29 protein-coding genes and 1 pseudogene are annotated in these 26,300 nt (G+C 72.0%); 15 read left to right on the forward strand and 15 right to left on the reverse strand.

The features are described 5' to 3' along the window. Positions 1 to 390: 390 nt before the first annotated feature. A complete protein-coding gene (locus ABNF97_RS17670; protein ID WP_130466192.1) occupies positions 391 to 1,179 on the forward strand; it encodes a sporulation protein in 789 nt (262 codons plus the stop codon). A gap of 107 nt (positions 1,180 to 1,286) precedes the next feature. Here ABNF97_RS17670 and dtd read toward each other — a convergent pair whose 3' ends face one another. From dtd to ABNF97_RS17695, 5 genes are all read right to left on the reverse strand, one after another. Continuing rightward, the gene (gene dtd / locus ABNF97_RS17675; protein ID WP_130464161.1) at positions 1,287 to 1,709 is read right to left on the reverse strand and encodes a D-aminoacyl-tRNA deacylase; all 423 of its coding nucleotides are present in this window, start codon (positions 1,707 to 1,709) and stop codon (positions 1,287 to 1,289) included. A gap of 4 nt (positions 1,710 to 1,713) precedes the next feature. Continuing rightward, positions 1,714 to 3,198, reverse strand: coding sequence for a DUF7782 domain-containing protein (locus tag ABNF97_RS17680; RefSeq protein ID WP_207230602.1), 1,485 nt, complete (start codon positions 3,196 to 3,198; stop codon positions 1,714 to 1,716). Positions 3,199 to 3,301: 103 nt separating this feature from the next. After that, on the reverse strand, positions 3,302 to 4,504 hold the full coding sequence (locus ABNF97_RS17685; protein WP_349339167.1) for a CPBP family intramembrane glutamic endopeptidase: 1,203 nt from the start codon (positions 4,502 to 4,504) through the stop codon (positions 3,302 to 3,304). Between the two features lie 156 nt (positions 4,505 to 4,660). Beyond that, positions 4,661 to 5,059, reverse strand: a complete 399-nt coding sequence (locus ABNF97_RS17690; protein ID WP_349339188.1) for a cupin domain-containing protein — start codon at positions 5,057 to 5,059, stop codon at positions 4,661 to 4,663. 165 nt (positions 5,060 to 5,224) lie between these two features. After that, positions 5,225 to 5,812: a hypothetical protein gene (locus ABNF97_RS17695; protein ID WP_130464159.1), complete on the reverse strand. Its 588-nt coding sequence runs from the start codon at positions 5,810 to 5,812 to the stop codon at positions 5,225 to 5,227. A 426-nt stretch (positions 5,813 to 6,238) separates the two neighbouring features. Here ABNF97_RS17695 and ABNF97_RS17700 point away from each other — a divergent pair, with 426 nt between their 5' ends. The 3 genes from ABNF97_RS17700 (at position 6,239) to ABNF97_RS17710 (ending at position 9,007) form a co-directional block, all read left to right on the forward strand. Continuing rightward, positions 6,239 to 6,673, forward strand: a complete 435-nt coding sequence (locus ABNF97_RS17700) for a VOC family protein (RefSeq protein WP_349339168.1) — start codon at positions 6,239 to 6,241, stop codon at positions 6,671 to 6,673. 281 nt (positions 6,674 to 6,954) lie between these two features. Next, positions 6,955 to 7,533 (forward strand): HhH-GPD-type base excision DNA repair protein, encoded by a 579-nt coding sequence (locus tag ABNF97_RS17705; protein ID WP_130464157.1) that lies wholly within the window; start codon positions 6,955 to 6,957, stop codon positions 7,531 to 7,533. Between the two features lie 256 nt (positions 7,534 to 7,789). Beyond that, a complete protein-coding gene (locus tag ABNF97_RS17710; RefSeq protein ID WP_349339169.1) occupies positions 7,790 to 9,007 on the forward strand; it encodes a low temperature requirement protein A in 1,218 nt (405 codons plus the stop codon). A gap of 66 nt (positions 9,008 to 9,073) precedes the next feature. Here ABNF97_RS17710 and ABNF97_RS17715 read toward each other — a convergent pair whose 3' ends face one another. Together ABNF97_RS17715 and ABNF97_RS17720 are read right to left on the reverse strand one after the other, a co-directional pair. Continuing rightward, on the reverse strand, positions 9,074 to 9,391 hold the full coding sequence (locus ABNF97_RS17715; RefSeq protein ID WP_349339170.1) for a YlcI/YnfO family protein: 318 nt from the start codon (positions 9,389 to 9,391) through the stop codon (positions 9,074 to 9,076). 84 nt (positions 9,392 to 9,475) lie between these two features. Then, positions 9,476 to 9,763 (reverse strand): hypothetical protein, encoded by a 288-nt coding sequence (locus ABNF97_RS17720; protein WP_130464155.1) that lies wholly within the window; start codon positions 9,761 to 9,763, stop codon positions 9,476 to 9,478. A 156-nt stretch (positions 9,764 to 9,919) separates the two neighbouring features. Between ABNF97_RS17720 and ABNF97_RS17725 the strand changes: the two genes are divergently transcribed. Beyond that, positions 9,920 to 10,276, forward strand: coding sequence for a DUF3099 domain-containing protein (locus ABNF97_RS17725; RefSeq protein WP_130464154.1), 357 nt, complete (start codon positions 9,920 to 9,922; stop codon positions 10,274 to 10,276). 95 nt (positions 10,277 to 10,371) lie between these two features. Here ABNF97_RS17725 and ABNF97_RS17730 read toward each other — a convergent pair whose 3' ends face one another. Continuing rightward, positions 10,372 to 11,373, reverse strand: coding sequence for a PfkB family carbohydrate kinase (locus ABNF97_RS17730; RefSeq protein WP_130464153.1), 1,002 nt, complete (start codon positions 11,371 to 11,373; stop codon positions 10,372 to 10,374). Next, positions 11,370 to 12,287: a pseudouridine-5'-phosphate glycosidase gene (locus ABNF97_RS17735; protein WP_130464152.1), complete on the reverse strand. Its 918-nt coding sequence runs from the start codon at positions 12,285 to 12,287 to the stop codon at positions 11,370 to 11,372. The genes ABNF97_RS17730 and ABNF97_RS17735 overlap by 4 nt, the downstream gene beginning before the upstream one ends. Before the next feature lie 107 nt (positions 12,288 to 12,394). On the opposite strand from ABNF97_RS17735, the gene ABNF97_RS17740 reads away from it, so the two are divergent. The 3 genes and pseudogenes from ABNF97_RS17740 to ABNF97_RS17750 all read left to right on the forward strand — a co-directional run bounded on the left by ABNF97_RS17740 (position 12,395) and on the right by ABNF97_RS17750 (position 15,437). Next, the gene (locus ABNF97_RS17740) at positions 12,395 to 12,613 is read left to right on the forward strand and encodes a DUF3039 domain-containing protein (RefSeq protein ID WP_130464151.1); all 219 of its coding nucleotides are present in this window, start codon (positions 12,395 to 12,397) and stop codon (positions 12,611 to 12,613) included. A gap of 39 nt (positions 12,614 to 12,652) precedes the next feature. Continuing rightward, a pseudogene (locus ABNF97_RS17745) lies at positions 12,653 to 13,291 on the forward strand (trimeric intracellular cation channel family protein); the annotation flags it as partial. Between the two features lie 421 nt (positions 13,292 to 13,712). Further along, positions 13,713 to 15,437, forward strand: a complete 1,725-nt coding sequence (locus ABNF97_RS17750; RefSeq protein WP_130464150.1) for a DEAD/DEAH box helicase family protein — start codon at positions 13,713 to 13,715, stop codon at positions 15,435 to 15,437. Positions 15,438 to 15,669: 232 nt separating this feature from the next. Here ABNF97_RS17750 and ABNF97_RS17755 read toward each other — a convergent pair whose 3' ends face one another. Beyond that, positions 15,670 to 15,903: a DUF7455 domain-containing protein gene (locus tag ABNF97_RS17755; RefSeq protein WP_130464149.1), complete on the reverse strand. Its 234-nt coding sequence runs from the start codon at positions 15,901 to 15,903 to the stop codon at positions 15,670 to 15,672. A gap of 244 nt (positions 15,904 to 16,147) precedes the next feature. Beyond that, positions 16,148 to 17,794 (reverse strand): RNA polymerase sigma factor, encoded by a 1,647-nt coding sequence (locus ABNF97_RS17760; RefSeq protein WP_349339171.1) that lies wholly within the window; start codon positions 17,792 to 17,794, stop codon positions 16,148 to 16,150. A 288-nt stretch (positions 17,795 to 18,082) separates the two neighbouring features. Here ABNF97_RS17760 and ABNF97_RS17765 point away from each other — a divergent pair, with 288 nt between their 5' ends. Next, on the forward strand, positions 18,083 to 18,907 hold the full coding sequence (locus ABNF97_RS17765; RefSeq protein WP_349339172.1) for an inositol monophosphatase family protein: 825 nt from the start codon (positions 18,083 to 18,085) through the stop codon (positions 18,905 to 18,907). Between the two features lie 126 nt (positions 18,908 to 19,033). Here the strand turns inward: ABNF97_RS17765 and ABNF97_RS17770 are convergent, their stop codons facing one another. After that, positions 19,034 to 19,579 carry a LytR C-terminal domain-containing protein gene (locus ABNF97_RS17770; RefSeq protein WP_130464146.1) on the reverse strand — a complete coding sequence of 182 codons (546 nt, stop codon included), beginning with the start codon at positions 19,577 to 19,579 and terminating at the stop codon, positions 19,034 to 19,036. A gap of 424 nt (positions 19,580 to 20,003) precedes the next feature. Between ABNF97_RS17770 and ABNF97_RS17775 the strand changes: the two genes are divergently transcribed. Continuing rightward, entirely contained in the window at positions 20,004 to 20,300 is a 297-nt protein-coding gene (locus ABNF97_RS17775; protein ID WP_130464145.1) for a DUF4193 family protein, read from the forward strand. A gap of 199 nt (positions 20,301 to 20,499) precedes the next feature. After that, the gene (locus ABNF97_RS17780) at positions 20,500 to 21,309 is read left to right on the forward strand and encodes a hypothetical protein (protein WP_502930505.1); all 810 of its coding nucleotides are present in this window, start codon (positions 20,500 to 20,502) and stop codon (positions 21,307 to 21,309) included. 54 nt (positions 21,310 to 21,363) lie between these two features. Here ABNF97_RS17780 and ABNF97_RS17785 read toward each other — a convergent pair whose 3' ends face one another. Then, positions 21,364 to 21,891 carry a DUF3093 domain-containing protein gene (locus ABNF97_RS17785; protein ID WP_349339174.1) on the reverse strand — a complete coding sequence of 176 codons (528 nt, stop codon included), beginning with the start codon at positions 21,889 to 21,891 and terminating at the stop codon, positions 21,364 to 21,366. Positions 21,892 to 21,933: 42 nt separating this feature from the next. Between ABNF97_RS17785 and dut the strand changes: the two genes are divergently transcribed. The 4 genes from dut (at position 21,934) to ABNF97_RS17805 (ending at position 24,728) form a co-directional block, all read left to right on the forward strand. Further along, positions 21,934 to 22,521, forward strand: coding sequence for a dUTP diphosphatase (gene dut / locus ABNF97_RS17790; RefSeq protein ID WP_130464143.1), 588 nt, complete (start codon positions 21,934 to 21,936; stop codon positions 22,519 to 22,521). Positions 22,522 to 22,631: 110 nt separating this feature from the next. Next, the gene (locus tag ABNF97_RS17795) at positions 22,632 to 23,372 is read left to right on the forward strand and encodes a DUF3710 domain-containing protein (RefSeq protein WP_349339175.1); all 741 of its coding nucleotides are present in this window, start codon (positions 22,632 to 22,634) and stop codon (positions 23,370 to 23,372) included. A gap of 233 nt (positions 23,373 to 23,605) precedes the next feature. Next, a complete protein-coding gene (locus tag ABNF97_RS17800; protein WP_130464141.1) occupies positions 23,606 to 23,986 on the forward strand; it encodes a single stranded DNA-binding domain-containing protein in 381 nt (126 codons plus the stop codon). Between the two features lie 43 nt (positions 23,987 to 24,029). Continuing rightward, positions 24,030 to 24,728 (forward strand): DUF3159 domain-containing protein, encoded by a 699-nt coding sequence (locus ABNF97_RS17805; protein WP_349339176.1) that lies wholly within the window; start codon positions 24,030 to 24,032, stop codon positions 24,726 to 24,728. Between the two features lie 105 nt (positions 24,729 to 24,833). Here the strand turns inward: ABNF97_RS17805 and ABNF97_RS17810 are convergent, their stop codons facing one another. Both ABNF97_RS17810 and ABNF97_RS17815 read right to left on the reverse strand, forming a co-directional pair. Beyond that, on the reverse strand, positions 24,834 to 25,526 hold the full coding sequence (locus tag ABNF97_RS17810; RefSeq protein WP_130464139.1) for an NAD-binding protein: 693 nt from the start codon (positions 25,524 to 25,526) through the stop codon (positions 24,834 to 24,836). Position 25,527: 1 nt separating this feature from the next. Beyond that, complete coding sequence (locus tag ABNF97_RS17815) at positions 25,528 to 26,193, reverse strand: NAD-binding protein (RefSeq protein ID WP_130464138.1); 666 nt, start codon at positions 26,191 to 26,193, stop codon at positions 25,528 to 25,530. Positions 26,194 to 26,300: the final 107 nt, after the last annotated feature.

Genomic DNA, 26,300 nt, shown 5'->3' on the forward strand with positions numbered 1-26,300 from the left:
ACAGGCCCGCCGTCTCCGGTCGGCTCGTTGTCGACGCCGGCCGCGCTGGCCGGGTGAGTGTGGCTCTCGCTGTTGTGCAGAACCATCATCTGTCGCCTCCCCGCTTCGACATGTGGCGCGTCCCAGCGGACAACCGCGCTGGTGACACATAGCTTGGCCGGTGGCGCGTGAAGCGGAGGTGAGGAGAGCGTCGGGTTGGCATGAAACCGGGAGAACGCGTGGCGATAATTCGTCCGCTTTTCCGTCCTTGAACCGATCGATCACCCGGTCGGCCGGGAGCCTGCCCGCGACGAGTGCTTGCCGGTGCCGGGCGACAAGCGCGGAGGGTGCTTGCCGGTGCCGATTACCGTGCGGGACGGGAACAGAGATCAATGACGAATGGAGGACGTGGTGGTCTTCAAACGGTTGATGCAGGCGATGGGTGTGGGCGGTCCGTCGGTCGAGACGGTGCTGACCAACCCGAACTGCCGGCCAGGCGGTTTTCTCGAGGGCCAGGTCCACGTCGCCGGCGGCGACCACCCGGTGGATGTCGAGTACGTCGCGCTCGGCCTGGTGACCCGGGTCGAGGTGGAGAGCGGTGACAGTGAGTACAACACCACCCAGGAGTTCCACCGGCAGCGGGTGACCGGCCCGTTCCGGTTGGAGAGCGGGCAGCGTCACGACATCCCGTTCCGCTTCGAGGTGCCGTGGGAGACTCCGCTGACCGAGATCGGCGGCCAGCACCTGCACGGGATGACCATGGGTCTGCGTACCGAACTGGAGGTCGCCCGGGCGGTGGACAAGGGTGATCTCGACCCGGTGGCGGTGCATCCGCTGCCCGCGCAGGAGCGCGTCATCGACGCCCTGGCGCAGCTCGGCTTCCGGTTCAGCCGGGCGGACGTCGAGCGCGGCCACATCTACGGCGTGCAACAGAGCCTGCCGTTCTACCAGGAGATCGAGTTCTATCCCGGACCGCAGTACGCCCGTGCGATCAACCAGCTTGAACTGACCTTCGTGGCGATGCCGCAGCAGCTGCAGATCGTGTTGGAGATCGACAAGCGGGGTGGGCTCTTCACCGAGGGCCGTGACGCGTTCGGCCGGTTCACCATCGACTACGCGTCGGTGGACCGGACCGACTGGACCAGACAGCTCGACAGCTGGCTGCGCCAGTCCATGCAGAAGCGCGGCCTGTTCTCCTGAGCTTCTCCGCTTCTGGGCCTTCGGCTTCTGGGCCTTCGGCTTCCTAGCCTCTGCGCTTCTGAGGCTGCCCGCGCTGCTCTGCCCGGCCGGGCCGGTGCTGCTGGCTCCTACAGCTCCAGCAGCACCGTACGCGGGCCGACGTTCACGCTCTCGACGAGCATGTGTGCCTGGAACCGGCCGGTCTCCACCTTGGCGCCCCGCAGCCGCAGCGCCTCGACGAACGCCGTCACCAGCGGTTCGGCCAGCTCGGCCGGGGCCGCCGCGCCCCAACTCGGCCGGCGGCCCCGCCGGGCATCGCCGTAGAGCGTGAACTGGCTGACCACCAGCAGCGGTGCCCCGAGGTCGGCGGCGGACCGCTCGTCGTCCAGGATGCGTAGCTCGTGCACCTTCCGGGCCATCGTCTCGGCGGTGGCCGGGCTGTCGGCGTGGGTCACCCCGAGCAGTACCAGCAGCCCGTCGGAGATCGCCCCGACCACCTCGCCGTCCACCGTCACGCTGGCCCGGCTGACCGTCTGCACCACCGCTCGCACGGCGTCAGTCTGCCACGGGCGCCAGGACGCCGCGTTCCATCAGGTGCGCAATGATCGGCCCGGCCGCGTCGGCAAGGTCCTCCGGCGGTACGTCGTGGGCCAGCGCCAGCACCGCCAGCTGCTCGCGCAGCGGCACCTGGCCGTTGGCCCCGCCGACCAGGGCCAGCACCAGCGGGTCCACCTCCTCGGTCCAGCGCAGCCCGTGCGACTGGACGAGGATCTGCCGGTCCACCGCCCAGCCGTCGTCGCCCATCGACGCCTCCTGGCGCAGCTTCAGCCCGTCGACCGCGCGGAACCGGGTCGCCAGCAGCGCCTCGCCGTCCCGGCCCCGCAGCCAGTCCTGCCGGTCGAACCAGGCCGCGATCTGCTCCCCCATCGGCGGCTGTACGGCCTGCCGCAGATCCTCGACCCGGAGCACCGGATCGGTGCTGCCGCCCCGGCGCAGGTTCACCACGCCGAAGCCGATCGCCTCGACCTTCTGCGCGTCGAACCAGTCCAGCCAGGCGGCGACCCGGTGCGGGTCCGCAGCCTCGCTGGCGTCGGCAAGCCACAGGTCGACATAGGCCATCGGGTCGGCGACCTCGCGCTGGATCACCCAGGCGTCCAGCCCGGTGCCGGCGAACCAGCCGGCGACCCGCTCGCCCCAGTCCTCCCCGGCCACGTGCAGCCAGTTCGCCAGGTACTGCATGGTGCCGCCCTCGGTGAGCAGTCCCGGTGCGGCGGCGGCCAGTTCGGCGCCGATCCCGTCGCCGACCCGGCCCGAGTCACGGTAGCTGTGCGTGGTGGTGCCGGGACCGACCACGAAGGGCGGATTGCTCACCACCAGGTCGAAGCGTCGACCGGCCACCGGCCTGACCAGGTCGCCCTTGCGCAGCTCCCAGTGGTGTCCGTTCAGCGCCGCGGTGGTCGCGGCGAACCGCAGTGACCGGTCGGAGACGTCGGTGGCGGTCACCGAGCGGGCGTGCTCGGCCAGGTGCAGCGCCTGCACCCCGCTGCCGGTGCCGAGGTCGAGGGCGGTGCCGACCGGGCGCCGGATGGTCGCCCCGACCAGCGTGGTGGTCGCACCGCCGATCCCGAGTACGTGGTCGGCCGCGAGCGGCTGGCCGGGCCGGGCACCGGCCGGTACGTCGGAGAGGACCCACCAGGAGTCCCCGTACGGCTCCAGGTCGACACCCTGGCGCAGTCCGTCGCCGACCCGTTCGAGCAGCCCTCCGGCGAGCGCGTCGGCGAGCGGGAGTGGGGCGAACGCGTTCCGTACCGTGGCCTCCGGCTCGGTCTGGGCGCAGACGAAGAGCCGGATCAGGGTGGCGAGCGGCTCCCGCTCCTCGGTGACCCGAAGCGCCGCCCGGTAGTCGTTGCGGGCCAGTCCGCTGGTCGCTGCCGGGCCGAGCCGGTCGGCGATGCCGCTCGAGGTGTAGCCCGCGCTGGTCAGTGCCGTCCGGAGCTGGTCGACCCCAGCCGGGGACAGCAGCATCTCGTTCCCGTCCACGGCGTCCATCCTGCCCGCCGGCCGAGCCGGACCGGCCCGCAACCCCCGCAGTTCGAGGCCCGGAACCACCCCGTCGGGTGTAACCGGGCGCGACACTCGAGAATCAGTCGACCGGTTCGATCGGCGTTTCCCCAGCTCCCGACCGCTGTGTCGGCTCGGGGGCGGCAACCGTCGGCTGCCCGGTTCCGCCAGCCGGCTGCCCCGGACCGGTCAGCGGATGCCCGGGGGCGACGGCCGGGTGCGCCGGATTGGGGAACGGATGCCCGGGGGCAGCGGTCGGGTAGCCCGGATACGCGGACAGTGGATGTCCGGGGGCGGGCATCAGGTACCCCTGGGCTCCGGGAAGTGGATGTCCGGGGGCGGGCATCGGGTACGACGGTGCGGGGGTCGGACGGTCGGGCGCGACGGTCGGCAGCCGGTGGCGCCGGGCCAGCCAGAGCACCACGGCGGCGTAGCCGGCGTGCACCAGCAGGCTGACCACGAACATCTGCCAGGGAGCGTCGGCGGCCGTCTCCTCGCTGGCGAGGTCACCCACCGCCGCCGCGCCAATGAACGAGGCCAGGTTGGTCACCACGTGCAGCGCGATCGCCGCCTCCAGGCCACCGGTACGGATGGTCAGCCAGCCGAGCACGCCGCCCACGATCGTCAGGTCGACGAAGCCCCACCCGGTGCCCCAGCCGTGGGCCAGAGCGAAGAGCACGGCCTGGAGGGCGATCGCCGGCCACGGTGTGCGGAGGAAAGCGCCGACGGCCTGCAACAGCCAGCCCCGGAAGACGTACTCCTCGGCGGCGGCCTGCAACGGCACCAGCAGGAGCAGTACGACAAGCGCGCCGAGGAAGCCGGCCCAGCCCGGCCAGCCGCTGTCGACGGCTCGGCCGTCGTCCGTGCCGCCGGTCAGCGACAGCAGGCCGATGCCGCCGCCCAGCAACAGCAGCACCGCCGGTACGGCGACAAGCGCACACCAGCCGAGCCAGCGCCAGCGCAGCCGGCCGAGCACCGAGGAGACGGTACCGGCCGGACGGGCCTGCACCCAGCGCGCCGCGAGGAGCACGAACGGCAGCGCGGCGGCGATGGTGGCCAGTAGCAGTGCGAGGTCACCCACCGTGCCGAGGGTCGGCAGGCCGTCCGGCCCGTCCGGTCGTCCGGCCAGGAGGGCGGCCGCGGTGCCGATGCCGGCCAGCAGGCAGAGGACGACGAAGGTCCCGCCGAGGATCAGCAGGGTGCCGAGCAGCGGGCGCCACCAGCGGTGCCGTTCCGTGCGGGCCAGCCGGTGGTAGGGGGTACCCGGCGCAGGTGCGGTAGTCATCCGGCAAGCGTGCCGTACCGGCGCCGGCCGGACATCGGCGGTGGTGCACGGCCGGACATCGGCGGTGGTGCACGGCGGATCGGCGGTGGCGCTCGACCGTGAACGGCTGTTCTCGACGGGATGCCGCCGCCGGTGCCGACCCGGGCCGGGGTCGGCTCAGGCCAGATGGAAGTCGGCGAAGTCGAAGCCGGGCGCCACCACGCAGCTCAGCAGGACCGGCTGGTCACCCGCCGGCTCGGCCGACTGCCAGACACCGCCGGGGACCACCGCCTGTGGCCGCTCACCGGCGGCCACGTCGGGGCCGAGCCGGACGTCGGTCGGTTTCTCCGCCGGCACCCTGGCCGCGCCACCGAGCCGCAGCCGCAGCGGGCCACCCGAGTGCCAGAGCCACAGCTCGTCGGAGCGGACGACGTGCCAGCGGGACCGTTCCCCGGGTTGCAGCAGGAAGTAGATCGCGGTCGCGGCGGCACGCGGTCCGCCGTACCCCTCGGGGTCGAAGGCGTGCGTCGAGCGCCAGGTCTCGCGGAACCAGCCGCCCTCCGGGTGGGGGGCCAGTTGGGCTGCTCGGCCAGCGGGGGCCGGCGCGGTGTCGTCACGGCTCGACCTCCACTCGGGTACGCCGGGTCCGGCGACCGGCGACCGGCAGTCTACCGAGCGGGGTACGCCCGGGCTGGCCGGTACGGAAGTGGATACGCCCCCGCCTCCGGTCGTGCCGACGGGTCAGAGCCCGGCCGCCTCGTCGTAGCGGCGGCGCAGGTCGGCCATCTCCGAGGTGTCCAGTGCCTCCTTGAGCGCCAGTTCCTCGTACTTGTCCGGGAACATGTCCCGCAGCCGGTCGACGAACCGGACGTCGTCGGTCGCCTCGACGACCTGGATGCCCGGCGGTTCGGTGGACATGTCCACGATCACCGGGCCGGCCAGCTTGACCGCCCAGTCCCAGGGGCGATCCTGCTCGGCGACCCCGCAGAGGTGGAAGCCGTAGACCGTCTGCACCTCGGCGAGCGTGCTGACCCCGCTCGGCTCGAAACCGTAGACGTGTACGCCGCAGATGATCGACGGCTTCTTGCCGTCCTTCTCGGCGGTCGCCTGCTGCACGTGATGGCCCGAGTGTTGGTGCTGCCCCGGGTCGACAGACTCCAGAGTGGTCCGCAGCCGGGTCGTGATCTGCCCCCGCAGATCCGCTGGTCCGGCCTCCGAACCGGCCGTGTTGACCAGGATGACGGTGCCGGCCGACACCGCCAGCAGGATGACCGCCACCCACACGAAGCGGTTGCGGTACCACCCCGCGAAACTGTTCCGGGTAATCATGATCGTGTCTCATCTCGTCGCCGGGTTGGTGCGTTGGCAGATCTCGTCGGACGTGCCGACCCGTGCGGGGTAGGTGTCCGTCGTTGGCGGAAACTGGCCCGGCGAACGCAGCGCGGATCCATCTGGCGTCGCGGCGGCGCCGCTGCCGACACTGCTCTAGCTCCCGTGCTGGCCGTTCCCAGTGCGGTTGCCCCCGCACTGCGGCGATATGAGCCATTCCAGCACGCCCCGCCCCACCCCGGCAATATCGACGATGCTCAGCATCGGTGAATGCCCGGTGGAGCACCCCGGCACAGCCGCCGCCCCCGGGAGTGTGGAGCGCGGCTTCGGCCCGGGGCCGAGGGTCCCGTACTCGGATCCCGGCGGTGTGTCGCCTGGTCGGAGGGGTCCGGTCGAGCCGGCGAAGTCCCCCTCTATGCTCGGCCGATGGCGTCGGTCAAGCAGATCCAGGTCACCTTCGACTGCGCAGAACCCGAGCGTCTTGCTCGTTTCTGGTGCGAGGTGTTGGGGTACGTCGTTCCGGCACCGCCGGAGGGGTTCGCCACCTGGGACGATTTCAGTCGCTCGCTGCCGCCCGAGCGACAGGGCACAGGGTTCGCATGCATTGATCCCACAGGTGTGGGACCGCGGCTCTACTTCCAGCGCGTCCCCGAAGGCAAGGTTGTCAAGAATCGGCTGCATCTTGACGTACGGGTCGGCACCGGGCTCGTCGGTGAGGAGCGCCTGGCCGCACTCGAGGCCGAATGCGCACGACTGATCGCGCTCGGCGCGGCACGCGTGCGACTGCTGTCTGCCGATGGCTACAACGAGTCTTGCCTCGTGATGCAGGACATCGAGGGCAACGAGTTCTGTCTCGACTGAGTCGCCGCGAGGGAGTGCGTTCTCGCCGGGTGCCGTCCACCGGAGCGTGGCGGAGCGTGGTAAGCAGCCGACCGTGGCCCGACGGTTGTCCGTGGTCACCGGCTCGACGCCGGACCGGGTGGTGACCTGTGGTCAGGAAGCAGGTTCCGGGCCGCGCCGGCCAGGAACAGCAGTGCCGAGGGCAGGAACGGATCGGAAGGGATGGACTCAATCGTGTGATGTCCTCGGCACCCGTCACCGCGCCGCGAACTGCCACCCGACGACTGCGGCATCATCAGACCATGGAACTCTCCCTTCCGATCGATCCTGCGGCGAACGAACTCGTCAATCGGGATCCTCTGGCACTCGTGATCGCGCTCGTGCTCGACCAGCAGGTCAGCATGGAGAAGGCCTTCGCCGGCCCGTACGAGTTGGAGAAGCGGCTCGGCCACATGCCGGACGCGGCCGAGCTGGCCGGCTTCGACCCGGAGGCGCTGGCCGTGATCTTCGCCGAGCGCCCCGCCCTGCACCGGTTTCCCAAGGCGATGGCGGCCCGGGTGCAGGAGGTGTGCCGGACCCTCGTCGAGCGGTACGACGGTGACCCGAGCCGGCTCTGGTCGGAGGCGGCGGACGGTCCGGAGCTGCTGAAACGGATCACCGGGCTGCCGGGCTTCGGCAAGCAGAAGGGGCAGATCTTCCTCGCCCTGCTCGGCAAGCGCTTCGGTGTGCAGCCACCCGGCTGGCGTGAGGCGGCTGGTGACTACGGCGTCGAGGGCGCCCACCACTCGGTCGCCGACGTGGTGGACGAGACGTCGCTGGCGAAGGTGCGCGAGCACAAGCAGCAGATGAAGGCCGCCGCCAAGGCCGCGACAGCGGGCTGAGCCACCTCGGCCGGGCCGGCGGTGACCAGCCGCCGCCGCGAAGATCTGGAGGGCGGCGCTGATCGGGAGGGCGTTGCTGGGTCGGTGCGGCGCTGGTTCGGAGGGCGGCGCTGGTTCGGTCCGTGGCAGCGCCGCTGACCGAGGCTGACTCGTTGAGTGGTGAGATCGTCGACACTCAGGGGGCAGTGTGCTGGTTACGACGGCTCCGGCCGGGTACCTCTCGGGCCGCCGACCGGACCCGCCGGGCTGACGTCGGATGGCGGACATCCCGGCGGACCCGCTGCTGCGTGCCGAGTCCAGTTCGCAGCGGGCCACCTTCCTGGAGTTGTTCCTGGACCTGGTCTTCGTCTTCGCGCTCACCCGGGTCTCCCAGCGACTGGTCGAGGACTTCACCACGGATCAGCGCATCGTGTTCGCCGAGGCCGGTCAGACGCTGGTGCTCTTCCTGGCGCTCTGGCTGATCTGGACGTCGACGGCCTGGGTCACCAGCACCCTGGAGCCCGAGGCGTTCGCGGTGCAGGGCGTCGTGGTGATCACGGTGGTCGGCAGCATGGTGGTGGCGGTCGCGTTGCCGCAAGGGTTCGGCGAGCAGGGCCTCATCTTCGTCGCCGCATATCTCGCGGTCCAGTTCGGTCGGCTCGGGTTCTTCCTGGTGGCGACGCGTGGCCGGGCCGTCGGGGCCGATACGGCGGGGCCCCGACGGGTACTCGTCTGGTCCGGGTTCACCGCTATGCCGTGGCTCGTCGGGGGACTGGCCGGCGAAGGCGGCCTCCGGGGGGTGCTGTGGACCATCGCGATCGCGCTGGACTATCTCGGGTTCACGCTGGGCTGGCCGATTCCCCGGCTCGGCCGCTCGCGGTACGGCGCGGGGCCGTTCGCGGGGGAGCACCTGGCCGAGCGCTACCAGCAGTTCCTGTTGATCGCGCTCGGTGAGTTGATCCTCGTCACCGGGGTCACCTTCAGCCGCCAGGGCAGTGCCTTCACACCCGCCCGGACCGGCGCGCTGGGGCTTGCGCTGCTGACCACCGTGCTGCTGTGGCGGATCTACTTCTACCGGGCCGGGCACGTGCTACCCGCCGCGTTCATCCAGGCCCAGAATCCGGCCCGGTTCGGCCTCTCGGCCGTGTACACGCACCTGATCATGATCGCCGGGATCGTACTCACCGGAGTGAGCTACGAACTGACCATCGTTCATCCGCTCGGGGCCGTCGTGCCCGGCTGGCTGATCGTCGTGCTGGGCGGTCCCGCGCTGTTCCTGCTTGGGCGGGCCGGTTTCGAGTTCCAGGTGTTCGGGCGGATCTCCCGGCCCCGGGTGGGTGGTCTGTTCCTGCTGGGGGCGGTGGTACCGGTGGCGGGCCGGTTGCCGCTGCTGGCGGTTGCCGGCACCGCCGCCGGGGTGTTGCTCGGGGTGGCCCTTTTCGACCTGCGCCGCTCGCGCCTTCAGATGCCCGAGCAGCCGAGGCCGCCGGTCTGATCGGCGGTCGGCTTCGGGTGGCGGTCGGCTGTCCGGTGGCGGTCGGCTGTCCGGTGGCGGTCGGCTTCAGGCGGCGGTCGGGTGGGCGAGCGCGGCCAGGGCCCGGCGGACGTCGGCCAGCGACACCGTCGCCGAGTCGTCCAGGTCAGCCAGTCCGGCCTCGATCCACTGTCGCATCAGCGTGGTCACCCCGATGCCCCGCGCCTCGGCCGCCGAGCGGACCCGTTCGTAGGTGTCCAACGGCAGGCGTACGGAGCGGCTGACCATCGGTACGTCGGTGTCCGGGATGGGCAGCTCGACCGGCGGCGCGCCGTCGACCAGATCCGCGAGTTGATCGTCTCCGGCGTCGAACCGCTTGATGGCATCGTCTCGGTGCACAGTCATCGCCTCCTCCTCGTCTCCGTGCTCGATCTCGTGATCGATCCCGGTCTCCTGGTGCGCGATCTCGGGCCCGCCCGGTGGACGGACTCATCGCCGTCGCCCCTGGATCGCCTCCTCGTAGCGCTTGGACTCGATCTCGGTCAGGTCACGCGCGGAGAGGATGTCCCAGTCGTTGTCAACTTGATCGGCTTCGGCCAGCAGGATGGCCAGTCGTCGTCCGCGCCGTGCCGTGGCGTAGACGACCATCACGTCGTCGCCGAGGTGCCGGATCACCCGTCGGGCGCTGTGCAGCGCCTCCCACACCTCGCCCGGCGTGACGTCGTGGACCCTCAGGTTTCCCAGCGCCTCGTCGGTGAAGCTGAACCTGCTGCCCACGCGGGCGAGCGTACCACGGACGTAATACGCCGAGGGTGGTGCACGCCAGGCTCCGGGACGGCCCGGTGCCGATCCCCGGGCGAGTGCGAGGATAGGGAAGGCACCCCGGGATGGGAGAGTTCCGGGAGGACCGACCGCATCCCTCCGGAGGCCGTGGTGAAGCGTCAGGCGTACCAGCCAATCCTGATCACCGATGCCTCGCGCAGCCAGGACGACCAACTGCGTAGCCGCCAGCGCCGGTACATCGTGATGATGTCCATCCGGGCGGTCTGTATCGTCGTCGGTGCCATCCTGGTCGGTGCCAAGGCGCCGCTGCTCTGGCTCTGGCTGCCGTTCTGCGCCGCCGGCATGGTGCTGATCCCATGGCTGGCGGTACTGCTCGCGAACGACGGCCCGCCAAAGGAGCAGCACCGGATAGGCGCCAAGCTGCGTCGTAGGCAGCGGCACGAGCCCTCGCCCCGGGCCTTGTCCGCCGAGGAGCGGCCACACCGGGTGATCGACGCCGAGCCGTGATCCGGCGCGTCCGCTCCGGTCGGTGGTCTCGTCCGGGCCGGTGACCGTGGGGCGTGGCGGGTGCCGTGCGACCTGGCGAGCCGCGCGGCACGGGCTCAGCCGACCGTCCCGACCGATGGCCGGGCCCCGAGGATGCCGACCGCCGCCGCCCCCAGTGCGGTCGCCCGGTCCAGCGCCTCGGCCGCAGCCGCCCCGGCGGCCCAGGCCGCCAGCAGACCGGCCGCGAACGCGTCTCCGGCCCCGGTCACGTCCCGCACCGGTACCCGGCGGGCCGGCACGGAGAGCAGCTCCCCGCCGCGCTCGGCCCAGACCGCACCGGCGGCACCGTCCTTCACCACCACGTGTCGAATCATCCCGGTCAGGGCACGCGCCTGGCTGGGTGGTGAGCCCGGGCCGGCCAGTACCGCCGCCTCGTCCGCGTTGGCGAGCAGCAGGTCGGCATCGCGGACCCAGGCCAGAAACCCCGCCGCGCCGACCCGGCGCAACGGTTCGGCGGAGGCCGCGTCGACGCTGGTGGTGAGGCCGCGTCCGCGAGCAACGGCCAGCGCGTGCCGGCCGGCCTCCCGCGACGCGGCGTCCAACAGGGTGTACCCGGACAGGTGCAGATGGCTCGCGTCCGCGCCCTCGCCCAGCGCGGCCTCCACCTGCTCCGGGATCAGCCGCAGGTTCGCACCGCGCTGGGTGACCATGGTCCGCTCACCCTGCCCAGCCAGCACGATCACGGTGCCGGTCGGCACGTCCGGGTACCGCCGCACCGCGCACCGTACGCCCAGCGCGGTCAGCTCAGCGAGCCGGGACGTGCCAGCGTCGTCGGTGCCGACCGCGCCGACCAGGGTGACCGGGCAGCCCCGCCAGGCCAACCAGGCGGCGGTGTTGGCGGCCTGGCCGCCACCGGTGACCCGGATGTCGGCCGAGGTGTCCGAGCCAGGCGAAACCGACCCAGCCAGTACCGCCAGCACGTCGGTGACGATGTCGCCGACCACGACGATCCTGGCCGCGGAGCGGTCCGGACCGGTGCCCTCGCAGAGGGCCGGGTCGCGGGCTCCGGAGGGGTCCGGGTCGGTGGGATCGGGCGCGCCGGGGTCCGGAGTGCTCATCGGGTGGCGGAGGCCACGGCGATCCGGGCCGCGAGGGCCGCGTTGCGCAGGATGATCCGGATGTTCACCGCCAGGCTGGCGCCCTCGGTGGCGGCGTGGAAATGGGCCAGCAGGAACGGGGTGACGGCCTTGCCGGTAACCCCGTCGGCGGCGAGCCGGGCCAGCCCGTCGGCCAGGGTACGGTCGTGCAGCGCCGGATCGAGTTGCTCGCCGGTGGGGAGCGGGTTGGCCACGATCAGCGCACCCGGCTGGACTCCGTGCGCCGCTCGGGCCGCCAGTACCGCCGCGACCTGCTCCGCTGAGTCGACCGACCAGTCCAGGTCGAAGCCGCCGTCGGTGACGAAGAAGCCGGGGAAGCGACGGCTGCGGTAACCGACCACCGCCACGCCGAGCGTCTCCAGCCGCTCCAGCGTCGCGCCGACGTCGAGGATCGACTTCACCCCCGCGCAGACCACCGCGATCGGGGTCCGGGAGAGGGTGGTCAGATCGGCCGACTCGTCGAAGGTCTGTGCCGCCTCCCGGTGCACCCCACCCAGCCCGCCGGTGGCGAAGACCCCGATCCCGGCCGCCGCCGCGACGGCACTGGTGGCGGCCACCGTCGTCGCCCCGTCCGCCCCGCTCGCCGCAGCCACCGCCACATCGCGTACGGAGAGCTTGGCCACCCCGTCCGAGGAGGCCAGTCGGGTCAACTGGGCATCGTCGAGGCCCACCACGAGTTGGCCCTCGACCATGCCGATCGTCGCCGGTACGGCGCCCTCGGCCCGTACCGCCGCTTCGATCTCGCGGGCCACCCGCAGGTTGTCCGGGCGGGGTAGCCCGTGCGAGACGATGGTGCTCTCAAGGGCGACGACGGGACGTCCGGTGCGCAGTGCCTCGGCCACCTCGGCGCCGTACCGGATCTGGAAATCGCTCACGGTCAACCACCGTACGGGCCGGTGTCGGCGGGTGTTCCGGTGGACCGCTCGGCAGTGACCTGCCAAACTTGAGCGTTGGCGGGGTCACCAAGGGAGGAATCACTGCCGTGAGCACTGAGGTTCTCGAGCGTCCGGATCTGAAGGACGCAGACACCGGACCGGAAATGTTCCACTACGTCCGGAAAGAAAAGATCGCCGAGAGCGCGGTCATGGGGACCTTCGTGATCGCGCTCTGCGGTGAGACGTTCCCGGTCACCAAAGCCGCCAAGCCGGGCTCACCGGTCTGCCCGAGGTGCAAGGAGATCTACGACTCCATGCGGGACTGACGCGCGCGGCCGGCGCCCTCGCGCGCGTAGCATCCTGCGGTGACCGCCGCAGCCGCCCTGCTCCTCGCCGATCTCACCGGCGTGGCGATCTTCGCCGCCTCCGGCGCGTCCGCCGCGGTGGTGAAGCGGCTGGACCTGTTCGGAGTGGTCTTCGTCGGCTTCGTCGCCGCGCTCGGCGGCGGCATCTTCCGGGACCTGGTGATCGGCGACGGGCCGCCGCTGGCCTTCGCTGACTGGCGGTACGCGGTCACCGCGACGGTCACCGCCACCGCGGTCTTCTGGCTACACCCCCAGTTGACGCGACTGCGTACCACCGTGCTTGTCCTCGACGCGGCCGGGCTCGGCCTCTTCACCGTCACCGGTACGCTCATCGCGCTCGACGCCGGCCTGCCACCCCTCGGCGCCGGCATGATCGGGATGATGGCCGGGATCGGTGGCGGGCTGGGGCGGGACCTGCTCACCGGGGAGATCCCGGTGGTACTCCGCCGGGAGATCTACGCGTTGGCGGCGCTGGCCGGCGCGGTCGCGGTGGTCGGCCTCGACCGGGCCGGTCTGGCCCGGCCGGCTCCGCTGATGGCGGCGGCGCTCTTCGTCTTCGCCCTCCGGCTGCTGGCCCTGCGCCGACGCTGGTCGGCTCCGGTGCCGACCGACCGGCCGGCCGGCGGCGACTCCGGCCCACCGCACCGGCGGGTCGAGGGCGAGCGGCTCCCGGACCGGCGGGTCGAGGGCGAGCGGCTCCCGGACCGGCGGGTCGAGGGCGAGCGGCTCCCGGACCGGCGGGTCGAGGGCGAGCGGCTCCCGGACCGGCGGGTCGAGGGCGAGCGGCTCCCGGACCGGCAGGTCGACGGCGGGGCCCACCCGGAGGGGTGGGCCGACGGCGAGCGGCCGGCGGAGCAGGACCGCTGAGCTGGCGTGTCGCTGCGGCGGACGCTCGCCGAGGCGTGGGTCGGCGGGTGTGCCAACCGTGCCTGGTGTGGCAATGGTGTCGCCTGGGGCGGGCGGGTCCGGCTGGTTATGCTGGTACGGCCTTCGCGCTCGGTCCGGTCGCGGGGGCGTTTTCGTGTGGTCGGATACCTGGCCGTCGGAGGGGAGAGTTCGCGTGGGAGCCCGACTGCCAGTTCTCGAGTCGTTCCCGGCGCTGCGCGCGTGGCAGCGTAAGGCGTTGGTGGAGTACCTGCGTCGCCGTTCCGAGGACTTCCTGGCGGTCGCCACCCCCGGCGCCGGCAAGACCACCTTCGCGCTGCGGATCGCCGCCGAACTGCTCGCCGACGGCACCGTCGAGGCGGTCACCGTGGTCGCACCGACCGAGCACCTGAAGACCCAGTGGGCCGTCGCGGCGGCCCGGGTCGGCATCCAGCTCGACGCCGCGTTCCGCAACGCCGACCTGCACTCCTCGGCGGACTTCCACGGCGCGGTCGTCACCTATGCCCAGGTCGGCATCGCCCCGCAGGTGCACCGCCGCCGGACCATGACCCGACGGACCCTGGTGATCCTCGACGAGATCCACCATGCCGGCGACTCCCGGTCCTGGGGCGACGGGGTCAAGGCCGCCTTCGAGCCCGCCGTACGCCGGTTGATGCTGACCGGTACGCCGTTCCGGTCCGACGAGAACCCGATCCCCTTCGTAACCTACGAGCGGGGCAACGACGGCCTGCAACGCTCCCGGGCCGACTCCGTGTACGGCTACGCCGAGGCGCTCGCCGACGGGGTGGTCCGCCCGGTGATCTTCCTGGCGTACTCGGGGGAGACCCGGTGGCGGACCAGTGCCGGGGACGAGTTGGCGGCCCGGCTGGGCGAGCCGATGACCCAGGACCTGATCGCCCAGGCGTGGCGTACCGCGCTGGACCCGGCCGGTGACTGGATGCCCCAGGTGCTGCGGGCCGCCGACGCCCGGTTGCAGGTGCTCCGGGCGGGCGGGGTCTCCGACGCGGCCGGCCTGGTGATCGCCACCGACCAGCAGGCAGCCCGGTCGTACGGCCGGCTGATCGAACGGATCACCGGGGAGCGGGCGGTGGTGGTGCTCTCCGACGACCAGGGTGCCTCGGCCCGGATCGCCGCCTTTTCCGCCTCCGACCAGCGCTGGATGGTGGCGGTCCGGATGGTCTCCGAGGGGGTCGACATTCCCCGGCTGGCCGTCGGCGTCTACGCGACCAGCGCCTCCACCCCGCTCTTCTTCGCCCAGGCGATCGGGCGGTTCGTCCGGGCCCGCCGGCCGGGCGAGACCGCGTCGGTCTTCCTGCCCAGCGTGCCGCACCTGCTCGGGCTGGCCAGCGAGATGGAGGTCGAGCGGGATCACGTGTTGGGTGAGCCGAAGCGCGGCGACGGGCTCGACGACGACCTGCTGGAGCGGGCGCAACGCAACGAGCAGGCCAGCGGGGAACTGGAGAAGCGGTTCGAGGCGCTCTCCGCCACCGCGGAACTGGACCAGGTGATCTTCGACGGGGCGTCCTTCGGCACCGGTGCCCAGGCGGGTACCCCGGAGGAGGAGGACTATCTCGGCCTGCCTGGTCTGCTCACCGCCGACCAGGTCGCGGTGCTGCTGAACAAGCGCCAGGCCGACCAGTTGGCCGCCCAGCGCCGCCGGAAGAACGCCGCCGAGCCGATGCCGGCGCCCCGGCCGGAGAGCCGGCCGCTCAGCGCGGCGGAGCGCCGGGTCAGCCTGCGCCGCCAGCTCAACGCGCTGGTGGCGGCGCACCACCACCGGACCGGGCTGCCGCACGGCAAGATCCATGCGGAGCTTCGCCGCCGCTGCGGCGGCCCGCCCAGCGCACAGGCCAGCATCGAGCAGCTCGAGGAGCGGATCGCCACCGTGCAGACCCTGTGACGACGCCCAGATGCCGTGCCACGCCCAGATGCCGTGCCACGCCCAGGCGCTGTGTTATGCCACCGTCTGCTCTGACGACGTTCATACGCGGTGCTGACGGAGGCGGTCGGTCCAGGCCGTCCAGGCCGTCTTGCGGCCGATCGTCGATGCTGTCGGCAATCGGCACTGTCGAGGAATAGACGACCGGAGGTGCCCACCTGGGGCACCTCCGGTCGACTATGTCCTGATTGGGTTAGTTCGCCATCAAATCGGCGCCCCGCCAGCTGAACTCGGGATCGGCCGCGTACCGAACCGTGATCTTCACGAGATCCTCGGCGTACTTGTTCGCGTGATGCCCACAGAACACCAGCTCGCTCCCACCCGCCAGGGTGACTCGAAGCTTGCCGGCCGCGTTGCAGCGGTCGCACCGTTCATCGGCGGCTGGGGGAGCCACCGTCTCGGGCGGCGGCGTGAGGGTCGGGGTCATCGCCTTCCTCCTGCGGTCGTCACCGATGAACACTCTCGTCGGTCATTGCTCACCTATCGTGCAACACCCTTGTGGGGTGTGGCCTTCCCAGTGTGCCCCCGGGGGACCGATGTCACACGTACTGGAGACAGTGTGCCGTGCCACCAGGGTGCCACGTCAACGATCACGCGTGGGGACCAGCCGATCACCGCATGCCCGATGTACGTGTGGTGATCAGATGGACACGGCTGGTTGACTTTTGGGGTCAGTCAAGATAATCGCGTAGCACCTGCGAGCGGGAGGGGTGGCGCAGCTTCGACATCGTCTTGGACTCGATCTGCCGGATCCGCTCGCGGGTCACGCCGTACACCTGGCCGATCTCGTCCAGGGTGCGCGGCTGCCCGTCGGTCAGCCCGAAGCGCAGCCGCACCACGCCGGCCTCCCGCTCGGAGAGCGTCTGGAGCACCTGCTGGAGCTGGTCCTGCAGCAGCGAGAAGGAGACGGCGTCGACGGCGACGACCGCCTCGGAGTCCTCGATGAAGTCGCCGAGCTGGCTGTCCCCCTCGTCGCCGATGGTCTGGTCGAGCGAGATCGGCTCCCGGGCGTACTGCTGGATCTCCAGCACCTTCTCCGGTGTGATGTCCATCTCCTTCGCCAGCTCCTCCGGAGTGGGCTCACGGCCCAGGTCCTGGAGCAGCTCGCGCTGGATCCGGCCCAGCTTGTTGATCACTTCGACCATGTGCACCGGGATGCGGATGGTGCGGGCCTGGTCGGCCATGGCTCGGGTGATGGCCTGCCGGATCCACCAGGTGGCGTAGGTGGAGAACTTGTAGCCCTTGGTGTAGTCGAACTTCTCGACGGCCCGGATCAGACCGAGGTTGCCCTCCTGGATCAGGTCCAGGAACGCCATGCCCCGCCCGGTGTACCGCTTGGCCAGCGAGACCACCAGCCGCAGGTTCGCCTCCAGCAGATGGTTCTTGGCCCGCTCGCCGTCCCGGGAGATCCAGCCCAGGTCCCGGACCATCTCCCGGACGAGCTTCTCCTCGCCCTCCTCGGCGGCGCGCAGCCGCTCGGCGGCGTAGAGCCCGGCCTCGATCCGCTTGGCGAGCTCGACCTCCTGCTCGGCGTTGAGCAGCGGGACCTTGCCGATCTGCTTGAGGTAGGCCCGGACCGAGTCGGCCGACGCGGTCAGCTCGGCGTCCCGGCGCGCCTGCTTGAGCGCCTCGGACTCCTCGTCGTCCCACTCGAAGTCGTTGTCGGTCGCGGCGTCGGCGGCGTCCGCCTCGGCGGCCTTGGTCAGTTCGGCCGGTTCCTCGACCACCACGTCCTCGATCTCGGCGGCGAGCTCCTCCGGATCGATCTCCTCGCCCGGACCGTCCGGACCGCCGCCCTTGGCCGGTGCGGCGCCCTTGGCCGCCTTGGCCGGGCCGGTGCCGGCGGCCTTGGCGGTGGCACGGCCGGCCTTCGCCGGGGCCTTGGCGGCCGTCTCAGCGCCCTTCGCGGCCGGCTTGGCGCCGGCTGGCGGCGACCCGCCGTCGGCCGCGAGCGTCGGCTTGCGGGCCGCCGGCTTGCGGGGCGCGCCGGCCGACTCGTCGGCGGCAGGCGCCTGCTTCGGCGCCGGCGGTGCCGACTTCTTGGTCGCCTTGGCGGTGGTCGCCCGCGAGGCGGGGGTGGCGGACCGCGCGGCGGCGACCCGGCGACGGGTACTCGCCGAGCCGTCGACCACGACGGTCACCCCCGCGTCGGAGAGCGCACGCAGGATCTTCTTGGCCTGGGCCGGAGTCACCTCAGCAGACTCGACCGTACGCGCCAACTCGGCCGACGTGAGCTGGCCGCCGGCGCTCTGCGCGTGGGCGATCAGGGTGTCGGTGAGCGAGCGTACGTCGGCGCCGATGTGGCGGGGTTCTGTCACGAATGACCTTCCGGAGGCGATGAGCGAGCACGGCCGGATCGGCCGGCGCAGCGCTATGCGGTGTGTCGGGCCGATGTGGTTGAGGGACCCCCGTGTCCCGGGCCGACCGATGCTCGGCGGTCCGTGGCGCGTGGGCAGGCGTGAATTGTAGCGCCGTCTGCGGCGATCATCCTGCGCCGCACGCCGGAGACGTGGTCCGGGGCCACCGACCCGATGCGCGTGTTGACTTTGTAAGGATGATACTCGCGCCGGGGGCGGGACGTCACAGGCGTGCGGGAAGGGGACGTCATGGACGGCACGACACCGGCTCCGGAGGAGCTGCTGAAGATCGCGGTCGAGGTGGCCCGGGCGGCGGCGGATACCGCGTACCGGATGCGGGCCGAGGGGGTCGCCGCGGTGGCCACCAAGAGCACCGCGACCGACGTGGTCACCGCGGCCGACCGGGCGGTGGAGCGGCAGGCGGTGGCGGCCCTGCGGGCGGCCCGGCCCGGCGACGCCGTGCTGGGCGAGGAGTACGGCGACGTCGAGGGCGCCGGCCCGGCCGGCGGCAGCCGTGTACGGTGGATCCTCGACCCGATCGACGGCACCGTGAACTACCTCTACGGGCTGCCGCACTACGCCGTCTCGCTGGCCGCCGAGGTCGACGGCGAGGTGGTCGCCGGTGTGGTCCGGAACGCGGCCACCGGGGACGAGTGGACCGCCGTCCGGGGTGGAGGTGCCTACCGGGCCGGACGGCGGCTGACCGGCTCGGTGGAGACCGATCTCGGCCAGGCGCTGGTGGCCACCGGGTTCGGGTACGATCCCGCGCGCCGGTCGCATCAGGCCGCGGTCCTGCACCGGCTCGTCGCGCACGTCCGGGACATCCGCCGGTTCGGTGTCGCCTCGATCGATCTGTGCCTGGCCGCCGAGGGCCTGGTCGACGGCTACTACGAAAAGGGTCTGAACCTCTGGGACCACGCGGCCGGCGGGCTGGTCGCGACCGAGGCCGGGCTCCGGGTCGACGGGCTGGCCGGTGCCGGCCCGGGACCGGATCTGGTGATCGCGGCCCCGCCGGCGCTGTTCGGGCCACTGCACGACCACCTGGTCCGGTTCGACGCGGCCGGCGGCCCCTGAGCGGACCCTCCACGGGTCCCTGGGCGGAGGCGGCCGCCGGCCGCCGGCCGCCGGCCGCCGGCCCTGGAGGGTCGGCGAGGGCGACCCTCCAGGCCAGCGGCGACCCTCCGGGCCAGCCAGGTCGGGTCAGCTCAGGTTGGGGTCGGCGCACGTCCGCGGCGGCAGCTGCGTACTGTCGCTGTCCCGCTGGGTCAGCGCCTGGTTGACCTCGGTGATGGTCGCCAACTGCTTGAACTCGCCGCCGAGGACGACGTCGACCACGTCGTCCTCGCGTTCGAGCTGGAACTCCGGCTCCGCCTCGTTCAGGAAGTACGCCCTGAGCACGTGGTACGAGCCGACGCCCTTCGGCCCGTACCGCAGCACCGCGACCTCGTCGTCGATGCCCTTCTTGTTCGGCTCGTCGCCGGCCTTGAGGACCTTGAACTGCCGGTTCTGGAAGTCGGTCTTCACCGTGTTGGCCAGGCCGATCGTCTCGGTCGCGTTGTAGACGTTGATTTTGATGTCTTTCGGCAGCCGCAACCGGGTGTCGGCGAGCTTGTCGCCTTCCTGGCAGTCGCTGGCGACCTCCTTGCCGGCCTGGGTGTCGCGGACGAGGGTGACGGCGACGAAGACCATGGCGATCACCGCGAGCACGCCGACGACGACGAGGGCCCGGACGCGCGCGAAACTCATCTGCTTGGCTCCTGCGAAGGTGGTGTGTGGAACAGACGCCGGCCGGCCGGCCGGGCGGGTCGCTGTGGCTATCGAGTATGCCGGTGCCGGCGGCGGTTGTCCGACCGGGTGCTGAATCCGCCGGGTTTGTCGGCGCGCCGACGACGATCGGCCGATCAGTACCCCTATCTTCGTGTCGCCTGAGTCACATTGGGAACAACTCCGCGCGCTCGGACGTACATGCATGCCGCAGGGACGGTATACATGCCTCGCCCGAAGGGGGGTAAGGTACCCCGCTCGCCGGGGGAGTTTCGCCCGGCGGCCGCGACCCGGAACGTGCGCCGGGTCGGGCGACCGGAAGTAATGGCCGGCCAGCGGGAACCGAAACAGCGTCCTCCGGCGTTACAACCGGAAGCGACTATATCGATATGGGAGAGTGAGACCGATGGCCACCGACTACGACGCCCCGCGTCGCGACGAGGTCGACCTCGGCGAGGACAGCCTGGAAGAGCTCAAGGCTCGGCGGGTCGACTCACAGTCGGCCGCCGTGGACGTCGACGAGGCCGAGGTCGCCGAGAGCTTCGAGCTGCCCGGTGCCGACCTGGCCGACGAGGAGCTCACCGTGAAGGTGCTGCCGATGCAGTCGGACGAGTTCCGCTGCGGGCGCTGCTTCCTCGTGCACCACCGCAGCCAGCTCGCGGTGGAGCGCAACGGCGAGCTGATCTGCCGCGAGTGCGCCTGACCGCAATGGCCGGAGTGGTCTTCCCGGTCAGGGAAGCCGGTCCGCCGGGTACGGGGTGAGTCTTCCGGGACGGGGGGGAGCGGCGACCTCCACGGGTGGAGGTCGCCGCGCGTGATTCGACATGCGGGGCTGGCGGGCAACTGCTTGACTCGATGCGCGTGGTGGTACGCCCCACCGACGACACGTGCTGGAGGTCATGATGAGCCGCTCCGACCGGGCGTCCGACACGTCCTCGCCGGGACCGACCGACACGTCCTCGCCCGACGCCGGGCCGAGGGCGGACCTTGAGCTGAGTTCGACTGTCGCGGCGCTCACCGCGGACGAGCTCAACCAGTCCCGTCGGCGACAACTGCTCCGCCGGCTGGTCGGCCAGGTGCGGACCGGGCGTCCCGGCAACCTGTTCAAGCCGAAGGCGGCGGTCCGCTGGCTCACCGACACGGTCGCGGAGATCGCGCCGCACATCCCGGTGCGGGACCGGGAGACCCTGCTGCGGCACTTCGACGGCCTCGACGGGGACGCACTGGCCGACCGGCTGGTCCGCAACGCCGTGCGGGCCACCGCGGGGGTCGGCGCGGCCGGTGGCGGAGTCGCGGCGGTGGAGTGGGCGGCCACCCCGACCCTGCTTTCGGCACCGGTGTTGCTGGCCGCCGAGACCGTCACCGTGGTCGCCATCGAACTCAAGCTGATCGGCGAACTGCACGAGGCGTACGGCGTGCGGCTGCCCGGAGGCACCAGCCAGCGCGCGGTGACCCTGCTCCGCTCGTGGGCGGCCCAGCGCGGAGTCAATCCGCTACTGCCCGGTGTCGGCGTCGGCGCGGTACTCGGCACGGCGGCCCGTAACGAACTGCGGGACCGGCTGCTGCGGCGGTTCGGCCGCAACCTGACCACCCTCGGGCCGTTCCTCACCGGTGCGGCGGTGGCCGGCTTCCTCAACGGCCGGGCCACCCGGGGACTCGGAGACCGGGTCCGGGAGGACCTCCGGCAGGGCCCCAAGGCGCTCGGCGGATAGTCGCACGCACCGTCCCGGGCGCGCCGCGCGGTCACGGGCGGCGTATCGGGCGGGTCAGTGCGGGTCGCGGTGGGCCCGGTCCTGCGGGGTCCGGGCCGGGGCGCTGGACGCGAGGATCGCCTCGGCCAGGCGTACCGGATGGCGGGAGCTGACCACCCAGTAGGGGGTCGGGTCGGCCGGGTCGTCGAGGACGACCTGGACCGCCCCCGGCACCCACGGGCGCTGTACCACGAACGCCATCGGGTCGGCACCGACCCCGAGCACCTCGCGTCGGCCCTCCGCGTCCAGCGGGATCGCGTCGGCGACGAACCGCACCGGCAGCCGGGCGTCGTCGACCAGGAGTTCGCCGTCGCGTACGGCAACCTGGATCCGGCCGAGCCAACTGAGACCGACGGCGGCCAACGGCAACAGCACCACGAACGGCAGCCAGGCTCGCACGCCGGTGCCGCCGAGCCAGAGTTCGGTGGCGAGCAGCGCGGCGACGACGATCCCGGCCAGCCAGAGCCACCAGGGCAGGGTCAGCCGCTCGGTGTACCCGGCCCGGGCCGGGACGGCGGCGGGCTCGGAACTTGTCGGTGCCACGCTGGAAGGGTACGGCCCTGCGCGCCCCGTCGACCCGGCAGGATGGGGGCACCACAGGTGGAGCCGCGAACCTGCCAGGAGAGTGAGAGCGTGACACACGTCCTGCCCGTACCCGTCCGGCGACTCGATCCCGACCTGCCGCTGCCGGCGTACGCCCATCCAGGCGACGCCGGGGCCGACCTGGTCGCCGCCGAGGAGGTCGAGATCCCTCCCGGCCGGTGGCGGCTGGTCCGGACCGGCGTCGCGCTCGCCCTGCCCGCCGGCCACGTCGGGCTGGTCCATCCACGATCGGGGCTGGCGGCCAGGCTCGGTGTGACCGTGCTCAACGCGCCCGGTACGGTCGACGCCGGTTACCGGGGCGAGATCCTGGTAAACCTGATCAACCACGACCGGGTCCGCCCGGCGAAGATCTCCCGGGGGGATCGGATCGCGCAGCTCGTCGTGCAGCGGGTGGAGCGGGTCGAGTTCCTGCCCGTCGACGAGCTGCCCGACTCCGTCCGGGGCGCGGGTGGGCACGGCTCGACCGGCGGACATGCCGGGCTGGTCGCCGCCGACCGTCCTGGCGACCGGGTCGAGCCGGAGGATCGGGTCGAGGCGGGCGACCGGGTCGAGGGGGCGGGTAGGCGGTGAACCGATCGGAAAAGGGTGCCCGGGTCGGCTGTCGCCGTACGCCGTGGCCGACAATGCGAGTGAGTTCCGCCGATCCGGCAGCCGGCAACGGAAGGTAGCAGGTAAGCACGATGATCTTCTCCCGAGGACGCGGCGGGCGCCACTCCCGCGACGAGCGCTCCGGTCGGCAGTCGGCCGACCCCCAGGACCTCGCCGCTGCGGCCGAGCCCGAGGGACCCGGGCACGGACCCTACGACGTCGGCGACGCGCCGCCGGACGTGCAGCGGCTCGACCTGGGCAGCCTGCACATCCCGGCCGTCCAGGACGTGGAGGTACGCGTCCAGGCCAACCCGGACGGCGTGATCCAGCAGGTCGTCCTGGTGCACGGCGAGAGTGCCCTCCAGTTGGGGGTCTTCGCGGCACCGCGTACCGAGGGGATCTGGCCGGAGTGGCGGGAGGAGATCCGCACCTCCCTGGCGGCCGACGGGGTGGTGGCCGAGGAGGCGGACGGCGAGTACGGCACCGAGTTGCGGGCCCGGGTCCGTACCCCGGACGGCGGCATCGCCGACCTGCGATTCGTCGGCGTCGACGGGCCGCGCTGGATGATCCAGGGCGTCTTCCAGGGGCGTGCCGCCAGCGACCCCGCCGCCGCCGGACCGCTCGCGGAGTGCCTGAACGGGCTGGTGGTCGACCGGGGGCAGGAGGCCAAGCCGGTCCGCGAGCCGCTGCCGCTGCGGCTGCCCCGCGAGGCGGCGGCCGCGGCCGAGCCTTCGCCGGACGGTGACGGGTCCGGGGCGCCGGTCAACGGCGTCGTCTCCGGCCAGCAGCACCCGCGCCGGTCCGGACCACGACCCCACCGCGACGGCTCCTGACCGCGGCTAGCCGTTTCCCGGCCGGCAGCCCCGGCCGACACCCCGGCCGGCAGCCCCGGCGCCTGGTCGGCGGCTGTCGGCGCTTCGCCGCGCCATCGGTCGGACGGGTCGGCAACCCGGCACGGCTGAGCAGGTGCGCGCGTACCGAACCGGCGTACGCTTGCGGCACGGCTTCACGCCAGTCGTGGCGAGCACGCGCTGGGCGGGCGCGTGGAGGAGGGTGACACCGGGTCATGGCGACCGACCAGGGCCGGCTCTCGTGGCGGAGCTTCCTGCAACGGCTGACCGCGAGCGAGGCCGAGATCGAGGCGGAGGAGCTGCGCCGGGAGAGCGCCGAGTTCGGCAGTACCCCGGCCGGGCAGTGCAGCCGGGGACAGGTGGTGTCGGTCTCTGGTCGGCTCCGTACGGTGGTCTACACCCCCCGGACGAACCTGCCGACCCTGGAGGCGGATCTCTACGACGGCAGCGACGTCGTGACCCTGGTCTGGCTGGGGCGCCGACACATCTCCGGGATCGAGCCGGGCCGGCAATTGACCGCACGCGGTCGCATTGCGGTACGGGATGACCGTAAAGTCATCTACAACCCGTACTACGAGCTGGAGTCGCCGCGGTGAACAGGGACGACGGCGACTGTAACCGCGACCGGAAGACACACAGATGACCGCTGGACAGCCCCGCACCGACAGGACGGGCAGCGACCCGACGGCCGCCCGGAGCGAGGAGGAGGAACCGCTCCCGAGTCTGACCGAGCAGATGGCCGAGCAGCTCGGCGGCTGGCGCGGGATGGTCGAGTCCAGCGTCCCCGTGGTCGTCTTCGTCGCGGTCAACATCATCGCCGAGCTGCGTCCCGCGGTGATCGCCTCGGTGGCGGTCGCGGTGCTGATCGCGGTCGTCCGGCTCTTCCAGCGGCGGCCGGTCCGACACGCCGTCAACGGCCTGGTCGGGATCGGCATCGGCGCCATGATCGCCTGGCGTACCGGTGACGAGCGGGACTTCTACCTGCCCGGCATCCTCTACGGCATCCTCTACGGGCTGGTGCTGCTCGGTTCGGCGGTGATCCGCCAGCCGCTGGTCGGCTGGATCTGGTCCATCATCGCGGCAGGGGGCCGGTCGGAGTGGCGGCAGGATCCGCGGCTGGTCCGCACCTTCACCCGGCTCACCGTGCTGTGGGGCGTGGTGTGGCTGGCCAAGGTGGGTGTGCAGGCCGGGCTCTACCTGGCGGACATGGACACCGCGCTGGGCGTCGCCCGACTGCTGCTCGGCTATCCGCCGTACGCGCTGCTGCTGGTGATCACCATCTGGGCGGTCCGCCGGGTGAACCGGACCCCGGCGGTACCGGCCCCGCTCGGCGGCTGACCGCCGCGGGCCGGACGTCACGTGCGCCGGCCGGGCCTTCACGTGCGCCGCCGGCCGGACGTCACGTGCGCCGCCGGCCGGACTCCGCGTCGAGTTCTCCGGCGCTCAGCCGCTGCTGCCGCGGGTCCGTTCCACGCTGTCCGCGCCGAGGATCACCTTGCGGACCTCGTCCTCGACCTCGGCGGTGCAGACGAAGATCAGCTCGTCGCCGGCCTCCAGCGGGTCGTCAGGGGTCGGCACCAGCACCCGCTTGCCGCGCAGGATGGCGGTCAGGGCCGAGTCCCGGGGCAGCGGCACCGAGTGGACCGGATGCCCGACGTACGGTGCGGTCGGCGGCAGGGTGATCTCGACCATGTTCGCCTCACCCTGCCGGAACGTCATCAGCCGGACCAGGTCGCCGACGGTCACCGCCTCCTCGACCAGCGCCGCCATCACCCGGGGCTTGCTGACCGCGACGTCGACCCCCCACTGGTCGGTGAAGAGCCACTCGTTCTCGGCCCGGTTGACCCGGGCGACCACCCGGGGGACCGCGAACTCGGTCTTGGCCAGCAGCGACAGCACCAGGTTCACCTTGTCGTCGCCGGTGGCGGCCACCACCACGTCGCAGCTGGCCAGGTCGGCCTCCTCCAGGCTGGTCAGCTCGCAGGCGTCGGCGAGCACCCACTCGGCGGCCGGTACCCGTTCCGGGCGGAGCATCTGCGGCTTCCGCTCGATCAGCATCACCTGGTGTCCGTTCTCGATCAGCTCCTGCGCGATCGAGCGGCCGACGTTGCCGGCGCCGGCGATGGTGACCCGCATCTCAACGCCCTCCTTCCGGCGGCGAACCCGCCACCGTCGTCACCTGATCGGCGATGTCGTCGGTGACCAGCATGGAGACCTGGTCGCCCTCCTGGAGCACGGTGGACGCGGTCGGCAGCGCGGCGATGCCGAACCGGGTCAGGTAACCGACCCGGGCCCCGGTGGCCTCCTCCAGGCCGCGCACCGGCCGGCCGATCCAGTCGTCGTGCACCGGCACCTCGATGACCGAGACGGTGCTGGTCGGGTCGCGGAAAATTTCCACATGTCCCTCCGGCACCAGGTGCCGGACCATCCGGTCGGCGGTCCACCGGACCGTGGCCACGGTCGGGATGCCGAGCCGCTCGTAGACCTGGGCCCGCTTCGAGTCGTAGATCCGGGCCACGACCCGGGAGACGCCGTACGTCTCACGAGCCAGCCGAGCCGAGATGATGTTGGAGTTGTCACCGCTGGAGACGGCGGCGAAAGCGTCGGCCCGCTCGATGCCGGCCTGGCGGAGCACCTCCGCGTCGAACCCGGCGCCGGTGACGGTGATCCCGCCGAACTCCGGGCCGAGCCGGCGGAACGCGTCGGCGTCCTGGTCGATGACGGCGACCGAGTGGCCGCGCGACTCCAGATTGTGCGCGAGGGTCGAACCGACCCGGCCACAGCCCATGATCACGACGTGCACGGCAAGTCCTCCCGGGTCACCACGGGACCGACCCGTCCGGTGGGGTGATGTCACCATGAGCGTAGTGCGGTCCCCACCGGCGTCCAGCGGGTCTCCCGGCGGCGATG

The organism is Plantactinospora sp. B6F1 (genome assembly GCF_040120695.1).
GTDB lineage: Bacteria > Actinomycetota > Actinomycetes > Mycobacteriales > Micromonosporaceae > Plantactinospora.